Source organism: Thermomonas hydrothermalis, from assembly GCF_900129205.1.
Lineage (GTDB): Bacteria > Pseudomonadota > Gammaproteobacteria > Xanthomonadales > Xanthomonadaceae > Thermomonas > Thermomonas hydrothermalis.
On record NZ_FQUK01000016.1, the window covers coordinates 38,866 to 56,488 of the forward strand.

The following is a 17,623-nucleotide window of genomic DNA, read 5'->3' on the forward strand; positions in this document are numbered from 1 at the left end:
ATGCTGATTGCGTTCAACAAACCGTACGGGGTGCTGTGCCAGTTCACCGACCGCAGCACCCCGCCGCGGCCCACCCTGGCAGGCTTCGGCCTGCCGCCGGGCGTGTATCCGGCCGGTCGGCTGGATTTCGATTCCGAAGGGCTGCTGCTGCTCACCGATGACGGGCGTCTGGCACATCGCCTGACCGACCCGCGGCACAAGCAACCCAAGACGTACTGGGTTCAGGTCGAAGGCCTGCCCACTCCGGCCCAGCTGGCCCAGTTGCGCACTGGCGTGCAGCTCAATGACGGCCCCACCCGACCAGCCCGGGTGGCACTGCTGCAACCACCGCCGATCCTGTGGCCGCGCACACCGCCGGTGCGCGTCCGCAAAACCGTCCCGGATGCCTGGCTGTCGCTCACTCTCACCGAAGGCCGCAACCGGCAGGTGCGGCGGATGACCGCCGCTGTCGGCCTGCCCACCCTGCGCCTGGTGCGGGTGGCGATCGGCCGCTACCGGCTCGACGATCTGGCCCCGGGTCAGTGGCGGGTGCTGGACGGCGGCTGACCGCAGCGACTGTCAAGCCGGTCAGACGCCGTACTCGTCGCGCTCGTATTCGTCCCGCCGCAACGCACGCACCTGCCGGGACTGACCTTCCAGCACCGCCTGCTGCCGTGCCCGCTGGCGCACGGCGTACCACAGCACGCCAGCACCGACCACCGCCGCTCCCACCAGCCAGGGATTGCGACGCACGACCTGACCCGCCACACGGGCGCCGGTGCGCAGTGCGGCCAGCGTGGCGCCCGCACTCAGCCAGTGCAGGGCCTGCTCGCCAAGCCCGGCACTGGCCCGCCGGGACGCCGGCTGCCGAACCGGGGGCGGGGAGGCGGGTGAGGTGTCATCGTGTGAAGACATGGTTGACCTCCGGAACTTGTTGTCGTGGAGCGATGCTGTTGATCTTGCGGCATGGCGGTGGATTGCGCATCGTGCACCTGCCGCATATAGTTCACAACTGAACTATCCATTTCTGCAAAACGGCCCCTGCCACCGCATGTCCCGCCCCAGCCCGTCCGACAGCAACGCAACACTTGCCCTGATCGAAGGCGGGGTGGCACGCACGGCGGCCCGGCTGCCCGGACTGCCGGCCGAGCAGGTGGTGCTGCTCAAGTTGATCCGTCACGTGGCCGGCCGCATTCACGCCCGCCTTACCGAACGCTTGCGCGCCCATGGCCTCAACGAATCCGATTTCCAGACCCTGATGGCGCTGTTCAGCAGCCCGTCCGGGGTGGCCACACCGGGCGCACTGTGTCAGTCCGCCCACGAGACGCGCACCAACATGACCCGGATCACCGATGGCCTGGTCGCGCGCGGCCTGTTGCTGCGCACGCCCTGTCCGCAGGATCGCCGGCGCGTCGAACTGCGCTTGAGCCCGCAAGGGGAAGCGCTGGTGGGCCAACTGCTGCCGGAGATGTTCCCCACCCTGCACGCGCTGTTTGCCCCGCTGTCCGCGCGCGACCGCACCACCCTGCGCCGGCTGCTTGCCCGGCTGGTGCAGCAGCTCGACCACATGGACGCTTCCGAGGCCCTGCCCGCATGATCCGACGTCGTTTCCCGGCCGCACAGCGCGCCTTGCTGGGCGCCGCCATCGCGCTGACGCTGGCCGCCTGTGCCGCGCCGCCCCGTCTGGCCCCTCCCACCCTGACCGAGCGTGCGCCGATGTCGGCACCCCCCGGCCAGACCGCCGCCTGGCCGGCGGCCGACTGGTGGCAGCGGTATCAGGACCCGACATTGGACACGCTGATCCGCCGCGCCTTGGCGGACGCCCCGGCACTGGCGCAGGCCCAGGCCCGGCTGGCGCTGGCCCAGGCCGCGGTTGCCGCCCAGGCCGCCGATGCCGGCGTGCTGGTCGCTGCCAGTGCGTCCGTACAACGCCAGCGGATCAGCGAACACGGCCTGTTCCCGGTGCGGTTCCTGGGCTTTACCTGGTACAGCCAGGCCGATCTCGGCGCACAGTTGCAATACGACCTCGACTGGTGGGGCAAGCATCGCGCCGCCATCGCCGCCGCCGCAGGCCAGGCCCGGGCTGCCGCCGCCGAGGCCGAGCAGGCGCGACTGACGATTGCCACCGCAGTGGCGCAGCTGTATTTCGGCTGGCAGGCGGATCAGGCCCGGCTGGCGTTGGCCGATCAGGCCGTGCAGGCACAGCAACGCCTGCTGACGCTGGCACGCGCCCGCGCAGCCCAGGGCCTGGACGGGAGCGACGCCGTGCATGGCGCCGAGGCGGCGCTGGCCGCAGCAGAGCGCGCCCGGCGCGGCTTGGCCGCCAGCGCCGATGGTCGTCGCATCGCCCTGGCCGCCCTGCTCGGGGTCGCTCCGGATGCGCTGCCGCCACTACAGCCACGCCCGCTGCCCACGCCCGCCGCCGGGGTGCCGGAGGATGCCTCGCTGGGCCTGCTCGCACGCCGCCCGGATATCCTCGCCAGCCGCTGGCGCGTGGAGGCGGCGGTGCAGGACGTGGCCGCCGCGCGTGCCGCATTCTTTCCCGATCTCAGCCTGAAGGCGCTGGTCGGTCTGTCCAGTATCGACCTGGGCCGTCTGCTCACGGCCGGCAGCCGGGTTGCCCTGCTGCAGCCGGCGCTGTCGCTGCCCCTGTTCGATGCTGGCCGGCTGCGCGCCGCCTATGGCATCCGCCGGGCCCAGCTGGACGCCGCGGTGGCCGATTACCACGCCAGTGTGGTGCAGGCGGCCCGCGAGGTGCAGCAGCAGGCACTGACGGTGGCACAGCTCGCCGACGAAGCCGCCCAGCAGGCCGCCGCACTGGCCGCCGCCCAGGCATTGCAGGCCAATGCCGAGGCCCGGGCACGCGCTGGCCTGGGCGATGACCGCAGCCGGGCGCAGGCCGCGCTTGCGCTGCTGCAGGCGCAGGATGCCGCCACCGTGCTGGCCGCCGCCCGCCTCACTGCCGACATTGCGCTGATCCAGAGCCTGGGCGGCGGCGATGTCGATGCTTCCCCCCGTTCCTCCGCACCTCAGGACGCCACCTCGCCATGAGCATGCCCACCGACTCCACCGCCAGCGCTGCCAGCCCCGGCAATGGCCGCCGCAAGCGCCTGCTGCTGATCATCACCACCGTGTTCGCCCTGGCCGGCCTGACCTGGCTGCTGCTGTGGCTGCTGGTGTTCTCGCAGCGGCAGACCACTGATAACGCCTATGTCGGCGGCAACCAGGTCGGCGTCAATGCGCGGGTGGCCGGCACGGTGACGGCCATCTTTGCCGACGACAGCGACCGCGTGCAGGCCGGCCAGGTGCTGGTGCAACTCGACCCCACCGACACCCGGCTCGCCCTCGACCGCGCCCGTGCCACACTGGCGCAGGCGGTTCGGCAGGTTCGTCAGGCCGACAGCGGGGCATCCGCCGCCCGTGCCGCCGAAGCCCAGGCGCAGCTGGCACTGGCGCAAGCCGAAGCGGATTACCGCCGACGTCTGCCGCTGCTGGCGGAAAAAGCGGTGCCACCGGAAGACGTGGCCCACGCCCGCGAGGCGGTGGAACGCGCCCGTGCCGCACTGGCGCAGGCACGCGGGCAGGCGCAGGCGCAGCAGGCGCTGGTCGAAGGTGTGCCGGTCGCGCGCAACCCGATCGTGCAGCAGGCCCGCACCGCCTTCATCGAAGCCTGGGTGGCGCACCACCGCACCACCATCGTGGCGCCGGTGGATGGCATCGTCGCCGGCCGCAGCGTGCAGGTCGGCCAGCTGGTTTCGCCGGGGCAGCCGCTGTTGAAGATCCTGCCGCTGGATCAGGTGTGGGTGGACGCCAACTTCAAGGAAAGCCAGCTGGCCAAGATCCGGCTCGGCCAGCCGGCCACCTTGACCAGCGATCTGTACGGCAGCGGCGTGGTGTTCCACGGCAAGGTGGCTGGCATCGCCGCCGGCACCGGCAGCGTGTTTGCCCTGCTGCCGGCGCAGAACGCCAGTGGCAACTGGATCAAGGTGGTGCAACGGGTGCCGGTGCGGATCGCGCTGACCCGTGACGACACCCTGCGCGCACACCCGCTGCGGCTGGGCCTGTCCATGGAGGTGGAGGTCGATACCCGCGACCAGTCCGGGCCGCGCCTGCCGACGCAGCCGCACACCGCCGCCGTCGCCCGCACGGACGTGTACGCGCACGACCTGCAGGATGCCGAGCGCGAAGCCGATGCCATCATCGCCGCCAACGGCGGCCGCTGACGCCTCACCATGGCCACGCCCGCCGCCGATGCCGCACCTGCCGCGGCCGCGTCACCCAAGCCGCCACTGACCGGCGGCGCGCTGGCGCTGTTGACCCTGGCGATTGCGCTGTCCACCTTCATGGAAGTGCTGGACATCACCATCGTCAACGTCTCGGTGCCGACCATCGCCGGCAGTCTCAGCGTCGGCGTGTCGGAAGGCACCTGGGCGATCAGCTCCTACTCGCTGGCCAGCGCCATCGTGCAGCCGCTGACCGGCTGGCTGGCGCGCCGGTTTGGCGAGGTGCGCACCTTCACCGCCTCGGTCACCCTGTTCGTCGTGTTTTCCGTGCTCTGCGGCTTTGCCACCAGCATGCCGATGCTGGTGGTGGCGCGCCTGCTGCAAGGACTGGTCTCGGGGCCGATGGTGGCCCTGTCGATGACCCTGCTGCTGGCCAACTACCCGCAGGAAAAGAAGGGCATGGCGCTGGCGCTGTGGGCGATGACGGTGATCGTGGCGCCGATCTTCGGCCCGATCCTGGGCGGCTGGATCACCGACAACTATTCCTGGCACTGGATCTTTTTCATCAACGCGCCGGTGGGCCTGCTCGCCGCGCTGGTGGTGTGGACCCTGCTGCGCGACCGCGAGACCCCGATCCGCAAGGTGCCGATCGACCGGGTCGGGCTGGCGCTGCTGGTGATCGGCGTGGGCGCCTTGCAGTTCATGCTCGACAACGGCAATGACAAGGACTGGTTCAACTCTCCGTTGATCACCACCCTGTTCATCATCGCCATCGTCTGCCTGACCTTCTTCGTGGCCTGGGAGCTGACCGATGACCACCCGGTGGTCGATCTGACCCTGTTCCGGCAACGCAATTTCCGGGTCGGGGTGATCGCGCTGTCGATCGGCATGTTCGGGTTCTTCGGCATCAACGTGGTGTATCCGCTGTGGCTGCAGACCACCCTGGGCTATACCGCCGAATGGGCCGGGCTGGCCACCGCGCCGGTCGGCATCCTGGCCGTGCTGTTTTCACCGCTGGTGGGGCGCCTGATTGCCCGGGCCGATCTGCGCATCATGGTCAGCTTCGCCTTCCTGGTGTTTGCCTTCACCACCCACTGGTTCTCCACCTTCACCGCCCAGGCCAGCTTCGATCAGCTGATCTGGCCGCGCCTGCTGCAGGGCCTGGGCGTGGCGTTCTTCTTCATTCCGCTCAACCAGATCATCCTGTCCGGCCTGCCGCCCAGTGAGATCGCCAGCGCCTCGGGGCTGTCCAACTTCTTCCGCACCATCGCCGGCAGCATTTCCACCGCGGTTAGCGTGACCCTGTGGCAGCATCGCGCCGACTACCACCACGCGGTGCTGGCCGAAAGCGTCAACGCCGCACGCCCGGCCGCCGAACACTGGTTGGGGACTCTGCAAGGTAGCGGGCTGGCCTCGGGTCAGGCGCTGGCCGTGACCGACCAGACCATCAACCTGCAGGCCTTCACCCTGGCGGTCAACGATGTGTTCATGCTGTTCTCGGCGATGTTCGTGGCGATGATCGTGCTGGTGTGGTGGGCGCGACCGCCGTTTGGCAGCACCGGCGGCGCGGCAGCGCACTAAAAAACCCTGTCTTGACTTACGTGCCGCGCGGCTTGGCGCGGTGGGTGGCGGTGGCGCTCCAGGGGTCGTCCGGCCACGGGTGGCGCGGGTAGCGGCCTTTCATTTCCTTTTTCACGTCCGGATAGGTGCGCTCCCAGAACCCGCGCAGGTCTTGGGTCACCTGCAGCGGGCGACCAGCCGGCGACAGCAGGTGCAGGGTGAGCGGCACGCGGCCATCGGCAATGCGCGGGGTATCGGCCAGCCCGAACAGCTCCTGCAGCTTCACCGCCAGCACCGGCGCGGCCGGCGTACCGTCGGCGTCGAGCGCATAGGTGATAGCGCGTTGCATGCCAGAGGGCACCGCGATGCGGGTCGGCGCAAGCGTGTCGAGGCGCTGCCGCAGCGGCCAGTCCAGCCGGCCCTGCACGGCCTCGGCCAGTTCCTCGGCCGACAGCGCATCCAACCGAGTCTTGCCGGCCAATGCCGGCAGCAGCCAGTCGTCCAGGGTGGCCAGCAGCGCGGCATCGGACAGGTCGGGCAGGCCCAGCTCGGGCAGCCAGACTCGCAGACACTGCACGCGGATGCGCCATTGCGTCAGCGCCTCCGACCACGGCAACACGGCCAGACCCAAATCGCGCACGGCGTCGGTCAGCGCCCGCGCCGCCAGCGCCGGATCGACACGGCCTGCAGGCTTTGCTGCCAGCACGATTCCATCGAAGCGAGCAACGCGCTCGCTCACCAGCGCGCGCCGCTCGGCATCCCAACGCACCTCGTCGGCATCGGAAAAGTGCGCGGCGAACTCGGCGCGCAACACGGCCTCGTCCACCGGCGCACCGCGCAGCAGCAGCGCGTCCTTGGCCTCGAAGCGCAGTTCGCTGGCCACCAGCCACGGCTCGCCGTACAGCGCAGAGTCGTCGAACAGCCGCGCCATCCGGCCATTGGCCAGCAGGTAGCGACGCGGGTCCTGCGGATGCTGGCGGCCGATGCGGTCGGGAAACGCATGTGCCAGCAAGTCGCCCAGCGCATGCGCCGGGGCTGTGGCGGGCGGCGCGGCGTCGCAGCGCAGACGCCGCCGCCACTGCGTCGCCGCCGCATCAATCGCCGCCAGGCCCGAACGGCTGGCATCGCTTGCCACGCGGCCGGCGCGCCATGCGGCCAGTGCCTGCCAGCGCGCCGCCAGTGCATCGGTGCGGGTGCGCAGCGGGTCGCGCGCTTCCAGCAGGGCGGCCAGATCGCAGGCCAGGGCCAGCCGCGCCGGGTCGTTTGCCGCCGCCAGCAGCATCGCGGCCAGCCGTGGGTGCGTGCCCAATGCCAGCATCTGCCGCCCGCGTTCGGTCAGCGTGCCGGTGGCGGTCAACGCGTCCAGCCGGCGCAGCAGGTCCCGTCCGGCCGCCAGCGCGCCGGGCGGTGGCGAATCCAGCCAGCGCAGCCCGTCGCTGCCCCAGGCCGCCAGCTCCAGCGCCAGCGGTGCCAGATCGACCTGGACCAGCTCCGGCCGCCGCTGCGGCTCCAGCCGTTGCGAGGCCGGCCACAGCCGGTACGCCCAACCCTCCGCCACGCGCCCGGCACGGCCGGCACGCTGGTCGGCGCTGGCCTGGGAAATCGCCACCGTCTCCAGCCGCGAGAACCCGCTGTTGGGATCAAACCGCGGCTCGCGCGCCAGCCCGCTGTCGATCACCACCCGCACGCCGGGCAGGGTGACACTGGATTCGGCCACGTTGGTCGCCAGCACCACCCGGCGACGGCCGTCGGGCGCCGGTTGCAGCACACGCGCCTGCTGCTCGATCGGCAGCTCGCCGTGCAGCGGCAGCACCTCGACCGCGTGGTCGTCCAGCTCCAGCAGCGCCGCCACCTTGGCGATCTCGCGCTGGCCCGGCAGAAACACCAGCACATCGCCCGGGTGCGTCGCCAGTGCATGTTCGATTGCCCGCCGCGTCTGGTGTTCCAGCGCCTCATCCCGCCGCGCCGGAAAATGCGCGATCGTGACCGGGAAACTGCGCCCGGCACTGGACAGGCGCGGGGCATCGAGAAAATCGGCCAGGCGTGCGCCGTCCAGCGTGGCCGACATCACCACGATGCGCAGGTCCTCGCGCACGCCGGCCTGCACGTCCAGCGCCAGCGCCAGCCCCAGATCGCCGGCCAGATGCCGCTCGTGGAATTCGTCGAACACCAGCGCGCCGACGCCCTCAAGTAATGGGTCGTCCTGCAACATGCGGGTGAGGATGCCCTCGGTGACCACCTCGATGCGGGTGGTCGGGCCAACCTTGTTCTCGAAGCGGATGCGGTAGCCCACCGTCGCGCCGACGCGCTCGCCCAACTGCCGGGCCATGAACCCGGCCGCCGCCCGCGCGGCGACCCGTCGTGGCTCCAGCATCACCACCTTACGGCCCTGCAGCCACGGCGCGTGCAACAGTGCCAGCGGCACCTGGGTGGTCTTGCCGGCGCCCGGCGGCGCTTCCAACACTAGCCGCGAATGCGTGGCCAGTGCGTCGAGAAGATCCGGCAACAACGGGGTGATGGGGAACTGCATGGCCGCGATTGTAGGTGCCGGGGCACCCATGACGTCGGCTTGGCTGCGCAATCGCCCATCAACGCGGGAGGCGAAACCCGCCGCGACGCAAAGGCAAAGGTCTCAAGGTGCAGGCAGATACAATCTCGGCATGCAGCTCATCGACATCGGCCTCAACCTATCCCACGACAGCTTCGACCACGACCGCGATGCGGTCTGGCAACGCGCGCGCGCTGCCGGCGTGACTCGCGCCATCCTCACCGGCGCCAGCCGTGCGCACAATCCCAAGGTGCTGGACCTTGCGCGCAGTCGGCCCGGCGAATGGTTTGCCACCGCTGGCGTGCATCCACACCACGCCAGCGAATACAGCACGGAGTACGATGCCGAGTTGCGCGCACTGCATGCCCATCCCGAAGTGGTGGCGGTGGGCGAATGCGGGCTGGACTACTTCCGCGATTTTTCCCCGCGCCCGGCGCAACGGCGCGCCTTTGAATGGCAGCTGCAGATCGCCGCCGACACCGGCAAGCCGCTGTTTTTGCACCAGCGCGACGCCCATGCCGATTTCATGGCGATCCTGCGCCAGTTCGATGGCCGGCTGGGCCCGGTGGTGGTGCACTGCTTTACCGGCACCCGCGAGGAGCTGTTTGACTATCTCGACCAGGACTGGCACATCGGCATCACCGGCTGGTTGTGCGACGAACGCCGCGGCCAGCACCTGCGCGAGCTGGTCAAGCACATCCCCGGCAACCGCCTGATGGTGGAAACCGACGCGCCCTACCTGCTGCCGCGCACGCTCAGGCCGATGCCGAAAGACCGCCGCAACGAACCGGCCTTCCTGCCACATATCGTGGAAGAACTGGCGCGCGACCGCGGCGAGGCTGTCGAGGCGACCGCGGCAGCGACCACCGCCACGGCAACCGCGTTCTTCCGCCTGCCGGGCTGATCAGCTCCGCAGGCCAACGCCCTTGTGGAGCAGATACAGGGCCAGCGCACCCAGCACCAGCACGAAGCCCAGCATCAGCGCATAGGCCACCCACAGCGGCACGTCGGACACGCCCAGCAGGCCGTAGCGGAAGGCATTGACCATGTAGAAGATCGGGTTGGCATGGGTGCCGGCCTGGGCCCAGTCCGGCAGCAGCTTGATCGAATAGAACACACCGCCAAGATAGGTCAGCGGGGTCAGGATGAAGGTCGGGACGATGGCGATGTCGTCGAACTTTTTGGCGTAAATCGCGTTGACGAACCCGGCCAGCGAGAAAATGGTGGCGCCCAGCAGCACCGAGCTCAGCATCACCAGCGGGTGCGGCACCCGCACGCGGGTAAACAGCATCGCAATCGCCAGCACGATGGCACCCACCATCAGCCCGCGCAGGACGGCACCGGCCACGTAACCGCACAGGATCACCCAGTTCGGCATCGGGCTGACCAGCAACTCTTCGACGTGGCGGCCGAACTTGGCGCCAAAAAACGAGCTGGAAATGTTGCCGTAGCTGTTCTGGATCACGCTCATCATCACCAGCCCCGGGACGATGAAATCCATGTAGCGGATCCCGTCCATGGTCCCGACACGGGAGCCGATCAGGCCACCGAAGATGAGGAAGTACAGCGTCATGGTGATTGCCGGCGGCATCAGGGTCTGGCCCCAGATGCGCAGGATGCGATGCACTTCGCGGCGGGTGATGGTCAACAGCGCGACCAGGTTGGGATGGGGGGCGACTTCGCTCATTCCTGCACCTCCCGTGTGGTCATGCGCACGAACAGTTCCTCGAGCCGGTTGCTCTTGGTGCGCATCGAGCGCACCCGGATCCCGGCTGCATCAAAGGCCGCAAACACGCGATTGAGATCCATCGCCCGCGGCATCTCCAGGTCCAGCGTGTGGGCATCGGCCACCTGCAGCGTTGCTCCCGGAATCTGCGGCAGCAACTCAGGCAGTTCGCCCTCGATATCGAACAGGAAGCCCTCCACATCCAGCTTGGCCAGCAGCGACTTCATCGGGCCCTGCTCGACGATACGGCCATGGTCGATGATGGCGAGGTTGCGGCACAGGCTCTCCGCTTCCTCCAGGTAGTGCGTGGTCAGGATGATGGTGGTGCCGGCGGCGTTGATCTCCTTCAGCGTCTTCCACATGCCGCGCCGGATTTCGATGTCCACGCCGGCGGTGGGCTCGTCCAGGATCAACAGCTTCGGCGCGGTCATCATGGCGCGGGCGATCATCAGCCGCCGCTTCATGCCGCCCGACAGCGTGCGGCTCATCTTGTCCGCCTTGTCCCACAGCTGCGCCTCTTTCAGCACCTGCTCGGCGCGCGCCAGCGCCTGCCGGCGTGGGATGCCGTAGAAGCCCGCGTAGTTCACGCAGATGTCCAGCGGCTTTTCGAACATGTTGAAGTTGATTTCCTGCGGCACCAGACCGAGCTGGCGCATCGCCAGGCTGCGCTGGCGCACCAGATCGATGCCAAAGATCTCCACCGTGCCGCTGGTCTTGTTGACCAGCGAGCTGACGATGCCGATCAGGGTGCTCTTGCCGGCGCCGTTGGGGCCCAGCAGGGCGTAAAAATCGCCCGCCTGCACCTCCAGGCTGACGCCTTTGAGCGCCTCAACGCCATTGCCATAGGTTTTATGCAGCTCGCGCACGCGCAGGGCAGGGGCTGCGGATTGGTCGGTCATCGGAAAGCCTCGGGCGCAAAGTCATGCGCACTGAGCCGGTAGTATAGGCAGCCCCGTGGCGCGCCTGATGCCACGCACTGTTGCATGCCCGTGGCCATTTCTCATTTCCCACTCAAGCTCGTCGCCCGGCGCATGATCGCGCCCACCGTGGCGCATCTGTCGTTCGAACGCGACGACGGCCAGCCGCTGGCCTGCATCCCCGGCCAGTTCATCCAGATCCATTTCCACTACGCCGACGGCAGCCCGGCACGTCGCAGCTACTCAATCGCCGTCGGCCGCGCCCCCGACGCAGCACCCGACGCGCGGGTGGAGATCGCGGTCAGCTACGTGCCCGGCGGCGCGGCCACCGCCCTGTTCGAGGCCATGCCGATCGGCGCCACGATCGATGCCAGCGGCCCGTTCGGGCGCTTCTGCCTGTATCCCAACGACACCAACCGCCGCTATCTGCTGATCGGCACCGGCACCGGCATCACCCCATACCGAGCGATGCTGCCGCAGCTTGCGCAACTGATGTCTTCCCGCGGCGTGGACGTGGTGCTGCTGCAGGGCGCACGGACGCCGGCCGAACTGCTGTACGGCGACGAGTTCCGCGCCTTTGCCGAGGCCCATCCGCGCTTCCGCTACCTGCCCTGCTTCTCACGGCAACTGCCCGAACCGGGCTCCGTGCACGCTCATCCCGACGTGCGCCACGGCTACGTGCAAAACGTGCTGCCGGAGCTGGCACCCGACCCGGCCGGCGACATCGCCTACCTGTGCGGCAACCCGAACATGGTCGATGCCTGCTTCGAGGCGCTGAAAACCATGGGCCTGCCGGTGCCGATGATCCGGCGCGAGAAATACGTCAGCAACAAGTGACCCGGGCGCGTGCCTGCCGGTGAACATTTCTGCATCACGCGCTGTCAAGGATGCTTGACATCGTGATTGATTGCACCTAGTGTCTTGTCAAGCAAACTTGACACGAGGTGGAGTATGAAACCGCAGAACCCCAAGCAATTGCGGGGCGCGGGCATCGCGTTCCTCGGCGCCGGCGTGGCGTTTTCGGCCGCCGCGCTGGCCGCGGGGCAGGCCGCCTTCATTGGCGTCGCCACCTCGTTCATCGCGCTGGGTGTGGTATTCCTCGCCCGCGCACGCCGGGGTTGAACCGATGACCCTGCGCCGCTGGATGTGGATCTTCATCGCGATCGGCCTGGCCGCACTGGCCCTGGCCGCTGCTGGCCGCTGGCTGCTGCATTGGCCAGACGATGCGGTGGGCATGTGGGTGGGGATTGGTGCCGGTTATCTGCTCGGCGCGGCGCTGTTTTTGTTGGTGCCGCGCTGGTGGCGCCAGCACTGCGACGAGATGTACGCGCAGCCGGCCAGCCAGCGCTATCTGCGCACGCTGTGGCCGATCATGCTCGGCTACGCCCTGACTTTGTTCGTATCGCTCTGGCTGGTGAAACGCGGGATCGACTCGGTCCCGCTGCGTGCGCTGGTGGCGGTGTTGCCGGTGCTGCCGATCGCCCTGCTGATGCGCGCGGCGCTGCGCTACCTGCGCGAGATCGACGAGCTGCAACGACGCATCGAAACCGAGGCGATCGGCATCAGTAGCCTGCTGGTGGCCCTGCTGTACTTCGCCGGTGGGCTGCTGCAGAAGGCCAAGGTCATCGACATCGATGCCGCCGCCGCGATGATCTGGGTGTTCCCATTGCTGTGCTTCACCTACGGCATCGCCAAGATGGCCCTGACCCGGCGCTATCTGTGAGGCGCGTCCGGTGAAAAACCGCCTGCGCGAACTACGGGAAGCCCAGGGCTGGTCGCAGGCCGAACTGGCACTGCGGCTTCAGGTATCACGGCAGACCGTCAATGCAGTGGAGACGGGCAAGTACGATCCCTCGCTGCCGCTGGCGTTTCGTATCGCCCGTCTGTTCGACTGCCGGATCGAAGACGTATTCCTGCCCGACGACGCCTGACACGCCCCCTGACCCACCACAACCATCCCAACGAGGTTGTTTTCGATGAACTCCCGCAAGATCAGGCAACTTATTGCCATCGCGCTCGCCATCGCGATCTTCGGCTACCGGACATTGCATCCATCCGGCACGGATGCCGCCAAGGCGGCCTCTGGCAAACAGGACGCAACACCCGTCGCACCGGTCAAACCGGTGATGCTGGGCAAGATTGCGTTCACCCCATGCACGCTCAGCGCCGCGATGAGCAAGGACAGCCTGGAGGCGCAGTGCGCGCACTTCGAGGTCCCCGAGGATCGCCGCCATCCCGATGGCCGCAAGATCGCGCTGAACATCGCCTGGCTCCAGTCCACCGGCAATGGCGACAGCGCCCCCGACCCGGTGTTCTTTCTCGCTGGCGGCCCTGGGCAATCGGCAGTCGACAGCTACCCGTTGCTGGATCCAGCGTTCCGCGATGTCCGCAAACGCCGCAGCGTGATCCTGGTGGATCAGCGCGGCACCGGCGATTCCAATCTGCTGGCCTGCAAGGCACCGCAAGACGAAGACGACGCTGCCGACACATCGCCCGAAGCGATGCGGGCCCAGGCCAGCGCCTGCGCGGCCGACCTATCGAAGAAGGCCGACCTGCGCTTCTACACCACCACCGACGCAGTGGCCGACCTTGATGCCGTGCGTCAGGCCATCGGCGCACAACAGATCAATCTGGTCGGCGTCAGCTACGGCACCCGCGTGGCGCAGCAGTACGCCATGCGCCACCCGCAGGCGACGCGCAGCATCGTGCTGGACTCACCGGTTCCCAATACGATGGGGCTGGGCAACATCTTTGCGCGCAATCTGGATGATGCACTGGCATTGCAGTTTGGCCTGTGCACCCAAGATCCTGCCTGCAAGGACACGCTCGGCGACCCGCGCGCCGAGCTCGACGCGCTGCTGACAAGACTGCGCAAGCAGCCAGTGCAGGTGCAGTACCGCGATGCGACCAGCGGCGAGATGAAACAGGGTGTCTTGCGCGCGCAGACGGTGGCCGGCCTGGTACGCATGTATGCCTACATGCCGCTGGCGGCCAGCCTGCTGCCCAAGCTGATTCATGACGCCAACGCCGGCCACTACGAGAACCTGATGGCGTTGGCAAAGATGATGTCGGGCGACCTCGAAAACGCACTGGCGATGGGCATGCAGCTGTCGGTGGTCTGCAGTGAGGATGCCGACAGCATGGTGACGCGCCCGGATGATGCCAAGACCGTGCTCGGCAACGACATGACGGCGGCGATGGCGGCCATGTGCACGGTCTGGCCGACAGGCCAGGTGCCGGCCGATTTCCACCAGCCCTTGCGCACGCCGGTGCCGGCACTGGTGCTGGCGGGCGAGTTCGACCCGGTGACGCCGCCCCGCTACGGCAAGGAGATCGTCGAGCACCTGCCGAATGGCCGCCTGTTCGTCCTCAAAGGCCAGGGCCATGGCGTTCTGGCCGTCGGCTGCATGCCCAAGCTGTTTGCCAGGTTCATCGAGAACGCCAATGCCCGGACGCTGGATGGCACCTGTCTGGACACACTGAGCTACAGCGCGCCTTTCATCAACTTCAACGGTGCCGGGCCATGAGTCCGCTGCGCCTGCCAGCACACGCCCGGACACGACAGGACCTACGCCCATGATCGTTGCAGAACATCTTCGCAAGACCTTCCCCGGCCGGGGCAAGGACAACACCCCGGTGATCGCGGTGGACGACGTCAGCTTCATCGCCCGTGACGGCGAGATCACCGGCCTGCTGGGCCCCAACGGCGCCGGCAAGACCACCACGCTGCGCATGCTCTACACCCTGATGACGCCGGATGCTGGTCGGGTGCTGGTGGACGGCATCGACGTGGCCAGCGACGCCGAGCGGGTGCGCCGCAGCCTGGGTGTGCTGCCCGATGCGCGCGGCGTGTACAAGCGGCTGACCGCGCGCGAGAACATCGCCTACTTCGGCGCACTGCACGGAATGACGCCAGCGGAGATTGCCGCCCGCACCGCCACACTGGCGCAGGCGCTGCAGATGGAGGATTTTCTCGACCGCGCCACCGAAGGCTTCAGCCAGGGCCAGCGCACCAAGACCGCGATTGCGCGGGCGCTGATCCACGACCCGAAGAACGTGATCCTGGACGAACCCACTAACGGCCTCGACGTGATGACCACCCGCGGCCTGCGTGGCTTTCTCAAGACCCTGCGCGCGGAAGGCCGCTGTGTGATTTTCTCCAGCCACATCATGCAGGAAGTGGCCGCGCTGTGTGACCGCATCGTGATCATCGCGAGCGGCCGAGTCACCGCCCAGGGCACACCGGACGAGCTACGCGCACTCACCGGTGCCGCCAACCTGGAAGACGCTTTCGTGCAACTGATCGGCAGCGAAGAGGGCCTGCACGCATGAACGGACATCGCTTTTTCGCCACCCTGTTCACGGTGCTGGGCAAGGAATGGCGCGACTTTTCCCGCGACCGCCGCACCTTTTTCCTCAGCTTACTGGTCGCACCGCTGCTGTATCCGCTGATCTTCCTGGGGATCGGTGCACTCACCCAGCTACGCACCGAAACCCAGCTGGAAAAACGGATCAGCGTGCCCGTGGTCGGCATGGAGCGGGCACCGAACCTGATGAAGTTCCTGGCCAGCTACGGCATCGACACCAGACCAGCCCCAGCCGACATCGAAGCGCGGGTGCGCGCCCAGCAGGAGGATCTGGCGCTGGCGATCGACGCCGATTTCGCCAGCCACTGGGCGGCCGGTAAACCCGCCAAGATCGACATCATCACCGACACCACCCGCCGCAACAGCGATGTCCTGGTGGCGCGGGTCAACAAGGTGCTGGAGCACTACAGCAACGGTGTCGGCGCCCTACGCCTGCTGGTGCGCGGCATCAACCCGGCCATCGCCACCCCCTTGCAGGTGGGCACCCGCGACATGGCCACACCGGAAGCCAAAAACAGCCAGTTCATGACGGTACTGCTGCCGATGATCCTGACCATCTTTGCTTTCATCGGCGGCGCCCATTTGGCCATGGACACCACCGCCGGCGAACGCGAACGGCAGTCGCTGGAGCCGCTGCTGGCCACCCCGGCCCCACGGGCGGCGCTGGTGGCCGGCAAGATGCTGGCAGCGGCGCTGCTGGGCCTGGCCTCAATGCTTTTGATCCTGGTGTCGTTCAAGCTGACCGCAACCCTGGCCAGCGGCATGGCCAGGCAAATGGACGTGAGCTTCCTGGCGATGGGTAAGCTGCTGCTGACGCTGGTGCCGCTGGTGCTGATTGGCACGGCCCTGATCACCACCCTGGCCGCCGGTGCCAAAAGCATGAAGGAAGCGCAGAGCCACATCATGTGGCTGATGCTGCTGCCAATGCTGCCGGGGTACGCGCTGATGGCCTATCCGCTCAAGGACACCGCGGTGTGGCAGTACGCCGTGCCGTTCCTGGCGCAGAACCAGTTGATCCAGAAGATCACCCGCGGTGAAGCGGCCTCCATGACCCAGTGGGCGCTGTACCTGACCAGTTCGCTGGCACTGGCGGCACTGCTGTGGGCGCTGGCGGTGTGGCGCTACCGTCAGGAGAAGCTGGCGATCTCAAGCTGAAGCAGATGATGGCCTCTGGCGTGGGCGTCCCACGCCGGCCATTGGGCGCTCCACACAACAACGCCCGGACCAGGCCGGGCGTTGTGGGGCAAGAAGAACCTTTCCGGATTACATCGCAAACTCGATCGTGCGTCGGCTGGTGACCGGCTGGGCCACCGGCTGGAACCGCCAGCGCTTCACGGCCGCCAACGCCTCCCGCTCGAAGTCGCGCTGGAACTGGCGCGGCGCATCCGACGACACCACCCGCGCGCTGATCACGCTGCCATCGGTGCCGACGGTGTATTCCACCTGCACCGATCCCCCCGCCCCGGCGCGCTGTGCAGCAGGCGGATATTTGGGGCCGGGCTGGCTGATCGGTCGCAACTCGGTTGTTGCGGCCGCAGGCCGCGGCGCCGGCGCGGCAGTCTGCTGTTGCGCCGCCTGTTGCGTGGCCTGCTGTTGGCGCTGCCGTTCTGCTTCCGCGGCCGCTGCCTGCTGTTGCCGCAGCCGCTCGGCCTCGGCTTCGGCCGCTGCCTGCTGCTGGCGCTGTTGTTCGGCCTGCGCCTGCTGCTGGCGCTGCTGCTCCTGCAGTTTCTTCTGATCTTCCTCACGCTGCTTGGCCAGTTCGGCCTTGCGCTTGGCCTCATCCTCAGCCGGCATGGACTCGGCGCGTTTCTTGGCCGCCGCTTCACTGCTGGCAAGGCTGGTCTTGAGCCGACCCAGCGCCGGATGGTTGGGATCGGCTTTGCCGATCAACCGGATCAACCGCTTGGCTTCTTCGAAATCTTCACGCGCCAGCGCCTGGTCGGCGGCGATCACCGCCATCGGCATCAGATCGGCCAGGGCACTGGTTGCGCTGGCATTGCCCGGCTGCTGGCTCCATCGCGTCTGGTGTGGAACGGGCCGCCGGATGATGTCAGCCTTGGCGGATGCAAGAACAACTCTTCACCCAGGCTTTGGGGCTGACGCCGCCGTGGGCGGTAGACAGCGTGTCGTTTCGTCCGGATGAGGGGGCGATCCACTTCGAGGTGTCGTGCGATACGGCCCGGCTGGCCTGTCCGGTCTGCGGGGCGGCGGACCAGCCGGTGCACGACCGGGTGGAGCGCACCTGGCAGCATCTGCACTTCTTCCAGTTCAAGGCCTTCATCCACTGCCGGGTGCCGCGCGTG

At 68.0% G+C, this 17,623-nt stretch carries 19 protein-coding genes; 14 read left to right on the forward strand and 5 right to left on the reverse strand.

All coding sequences use genetic code 11. The features are described 5' to 3' along the window. Positions 1-546, forward strand: coding sequence for a pseudouridine synthase (locus BUA29_RS06070; protein ID WP_072755721.1), 546 nt, complete (start codon positions 1-3; stop codon positions 544-546). A 21-nt stretch (positions 547-567) separates the two neighbouring features. Here the strand turns inward: BUA29_RS06070 and BUA29_RS06075 are convergent, their stop codons facing one another. Continuing rightward, positions 568-894: a hypothetical protein gene (locus BUA29_RS06075; protein WP_072755722.1), complete on the reverse strand. Its 327-nt coding sequence runs from the start codon at positions 892-894 to the stop codon at positions 568-570. A 136-nt stretch (positions 895-1,030) separates the two neighbouring features. Between BUA29_RS06075 and BUA29_RS06080 the strand changes: the two genes are divergently transcribed. Genes BUA29_RS06080 through BUA29_RS06095 form a run of 4 tightly spaced genes read left to right on the forward strand, consistent with a single transcriptional unit; the run spans position 1,031 to position 5,783 of the window. Continuing rightward, a complete protein-coding gene (locus BUA29_RS06080; RefSeq protein WP_072755723.1) occupies positions 1,031-1,576 on the forward strand; it encodes a MarR family winged helix-turn-helix transcriptional regulator in 546 nt (181 codons plus the stop codon). Further along, positions 1,573-3,030, forward strand: coding sequence for an efflux transporter outer membrane subunit (locus tag BUA29_RS06085; protein WP_072755724.1), 1,458 nt, complete (start codon positions 1,573-1,575; stop codon positions 3,028-3,030). The genes BUA29_RS06080 and BUA29_RS06085 overlap by 4 nt, the downstream gene beginning before the upstream one ends. After that, a complete protein-coding gene (locus BUA29_RS06090) occupies positions 3,027-4,202 on the forward strand; it encodes an HlyD/EmrA/EmrK family protein (RefSeq protein WP_072755725.1) in 1,176 nt (391 codons plus the stop codon). The genes BUA29_RS06085 and BUA29_RS06090 overlap by 4 nt, the downstream gene beginning before the upstream one ends. Positions 4,203-4,211: 9 nt before the next feature. Further along, the gene (locus tag BUA29_RS06095; protein ID WP_072755726.1) at positions 4,212-5,783 is read left to right on the forward strand and encodes a DHA2 family efflux MFS transporter permease subunit; all 1,572 of its coding nucleotides are present in this window, start codon (positions 4,212-4,214) and stop codon (positions 5,781-5,783) included. A gap of 16 nt (positions 5,784-5,799) precedes the next feature. Here the strand turns inward: BUA29_RS06095 and hrpB are convergent, their stop codons facing one another. Continuing rightward, positions 5,800-8,292, reverse strand: coding sequence for an ATP-dependent helicase HrpB (gene hrpB, locus BUA29_RS06100; protein WP_072755741.1), 2,493 nt, complete (start codon positions 8,290-8,292; stop codon positions 5,800-5,802). 130 nt (positions 8,293-8,422) lie between these two features. Here hrpB and BUA29_RS06105 point away from each other — a divergent pair, with 130 nt between their 5' ends. Then, positions 8,423-9,214, forward strand: a complete 792-nt coding sequence (locus tag BUA29_RS06105; protein WP_072755727.1) for a TatD family hydrolase — start codon at positions 8,423-8,425, stop codon at positions 9,212-9,214. On the opposite strand, the gene BUA29_RS06110 is transcribed toward BUA29_RS06105, so the two are convergent. Both BUA29_RS06110 and BUA29_RS06115 read right to left on the reverse strand, forming a co-directional pair. After that, positions 9,215-9,997: an ABC transporter permease gene (locus BUA29_RS06110; RefSeq protein WP_072755728.1), complete on the reverse strand. Its 783-nt coding sequence runs from the start codon at positions 9,995-9,997 to the stop codon at positions 9,215-9,217. Then, complete coding sequence (locus tag BUA29_RS06115) at positions 9,994-10,935, reverse strand: ABC transporter ATP-binding protein (RefSeq protein ID WP_072755729.1); 942 nt, start codon at positions 10,933-10,935, stop codon at positions 9,994-9,996. The genes BUA29_RS06110 and BUA29_RS06115 overlap by 4 nt, the downstream gene beginning before the upstream one ends. Before the next feature lie 84 nt (positions 10,936-11,019). Here BUA29_RS06115 and BUA29_RS06120 point away from each other — a divergent pair, with 84 nt between their 5' ends. From BUA29_RS06120 to BUA29_RS06145, 7 genes are all read left to right on the forward strand, one after another. Further along, positions 11,020-11,790 carry an FAD-binding oxidoreductase gene (locus BUA29_RS06120; RefSeq protein ID WP_072755730.1) on the forward strand — a complete coding sequence of 257 codons (771 nt, stop codon included), beginning with the start codon at positions 11,020-11,022 and terminating at the stop codon, positions 11,788-11,790. 114 nt (positions 11,791-11,904) lie between these two features. Then, positions 11,905-12,075 carry a hypothetical protein gene (locus tag BUA29_RS12220; RefSeq protein ID WP_178137896.1) on the forward strand — a complete coding sequence of 57 codons (171 nt, stop codon included), beginning with the start codon at positions 11,905-11,907 and terminating at the stop codon, positions 12,073-12,075. 4 nt (positions 12,076-12,079) lie between these two features. Further along, positions 12,080-12,676 (forward strand): hypothetical protein, encoded by a 597-nt coding sequence (locus tag BUA29_RS06125; RefSeq protein ID WP_072755731.1) that lies wholly within the window; start codon positions 12,080-12,082, stop codon positions 12,674-12,676. A gap of 10 nt (positions 12,677-12,686) precedes the next feature. Then, entirely contained in the window at positions 12,687-12,884 is a 198-nt protein-coding gene (locus BUA29_RS06130; protein WP_072755732.1) for a helix-turn-helix transcriptional regulator, read from the forward strand. A 45-nt stretch (positions 12,885-12,929) separates the two neighbouring features. Then, the gene (locus BUA29_RS06135) at positions 12,930-14,480 is read left to right on the forward strand and encodes an alpha/beta hydrolase (protein ID WP_072755733.1); all 1,551 of its coding nucleotides are present in this window, start codon (positions 12,930-12,932) and stop codon (positions 14,478-14,480) included. Positions 14,481-14,529: 49 nt separating this feature from the next. Beyond that, the gene (locus tag BUA29_RS06140; RefSeq protein WP_072755734.1) at positions 14,530-15,285 is read left to right on the forward strand and encodes an ABC transporter ATP-binding protein; all 756 of its coding nucleotides are present in this window, start codon (positions 14,530-14,532) and stop codon (positions 15,283-15,285) included. Then, complete coding sequence (locus BUA29_RS06145; RefSeq protein WP_072755735.1) at positions 15,282-16,475, forward strand: ABC transporter permease; 1,194 nt, start codon at positions 15,282-15,284, stop codon at positions 16,473-16,475. Before BUA29_RS06140 ends, BUA29_RS06145 begins: the two co-directional genes overlap by 4 nt. A 108-nt stretch (positions 16,476-16,583) precedes the next feature. Here the strand turns inward: BUA29_RS06145 and BUA29_RS06150 are convergent, their stop codons facing one another. Next, positions 16,584-17,285 (reverse strand): energy transducer TonB, encoded by a 702-nt coding sequence (locus BUA29_RS06150; protein WP_072755736.1) that lies wholly within the window; start codon positions 17,283-17,285, stop codon positions 16,584-16,586. Between the two features lie 98 nt (positions 17,286-17,383). On the opposite strand from BUA29_RS06150, the gene BUA29_RS06155 reads away from it, so the two are divergent. Further along, positions 17,384-17,623: transposase family protein (locus tag BUA29_RS06155; RefSeq protein WP_143148759.1), on the forward strand; the 240-nt coding region annotated here is incomplete at its 3' end.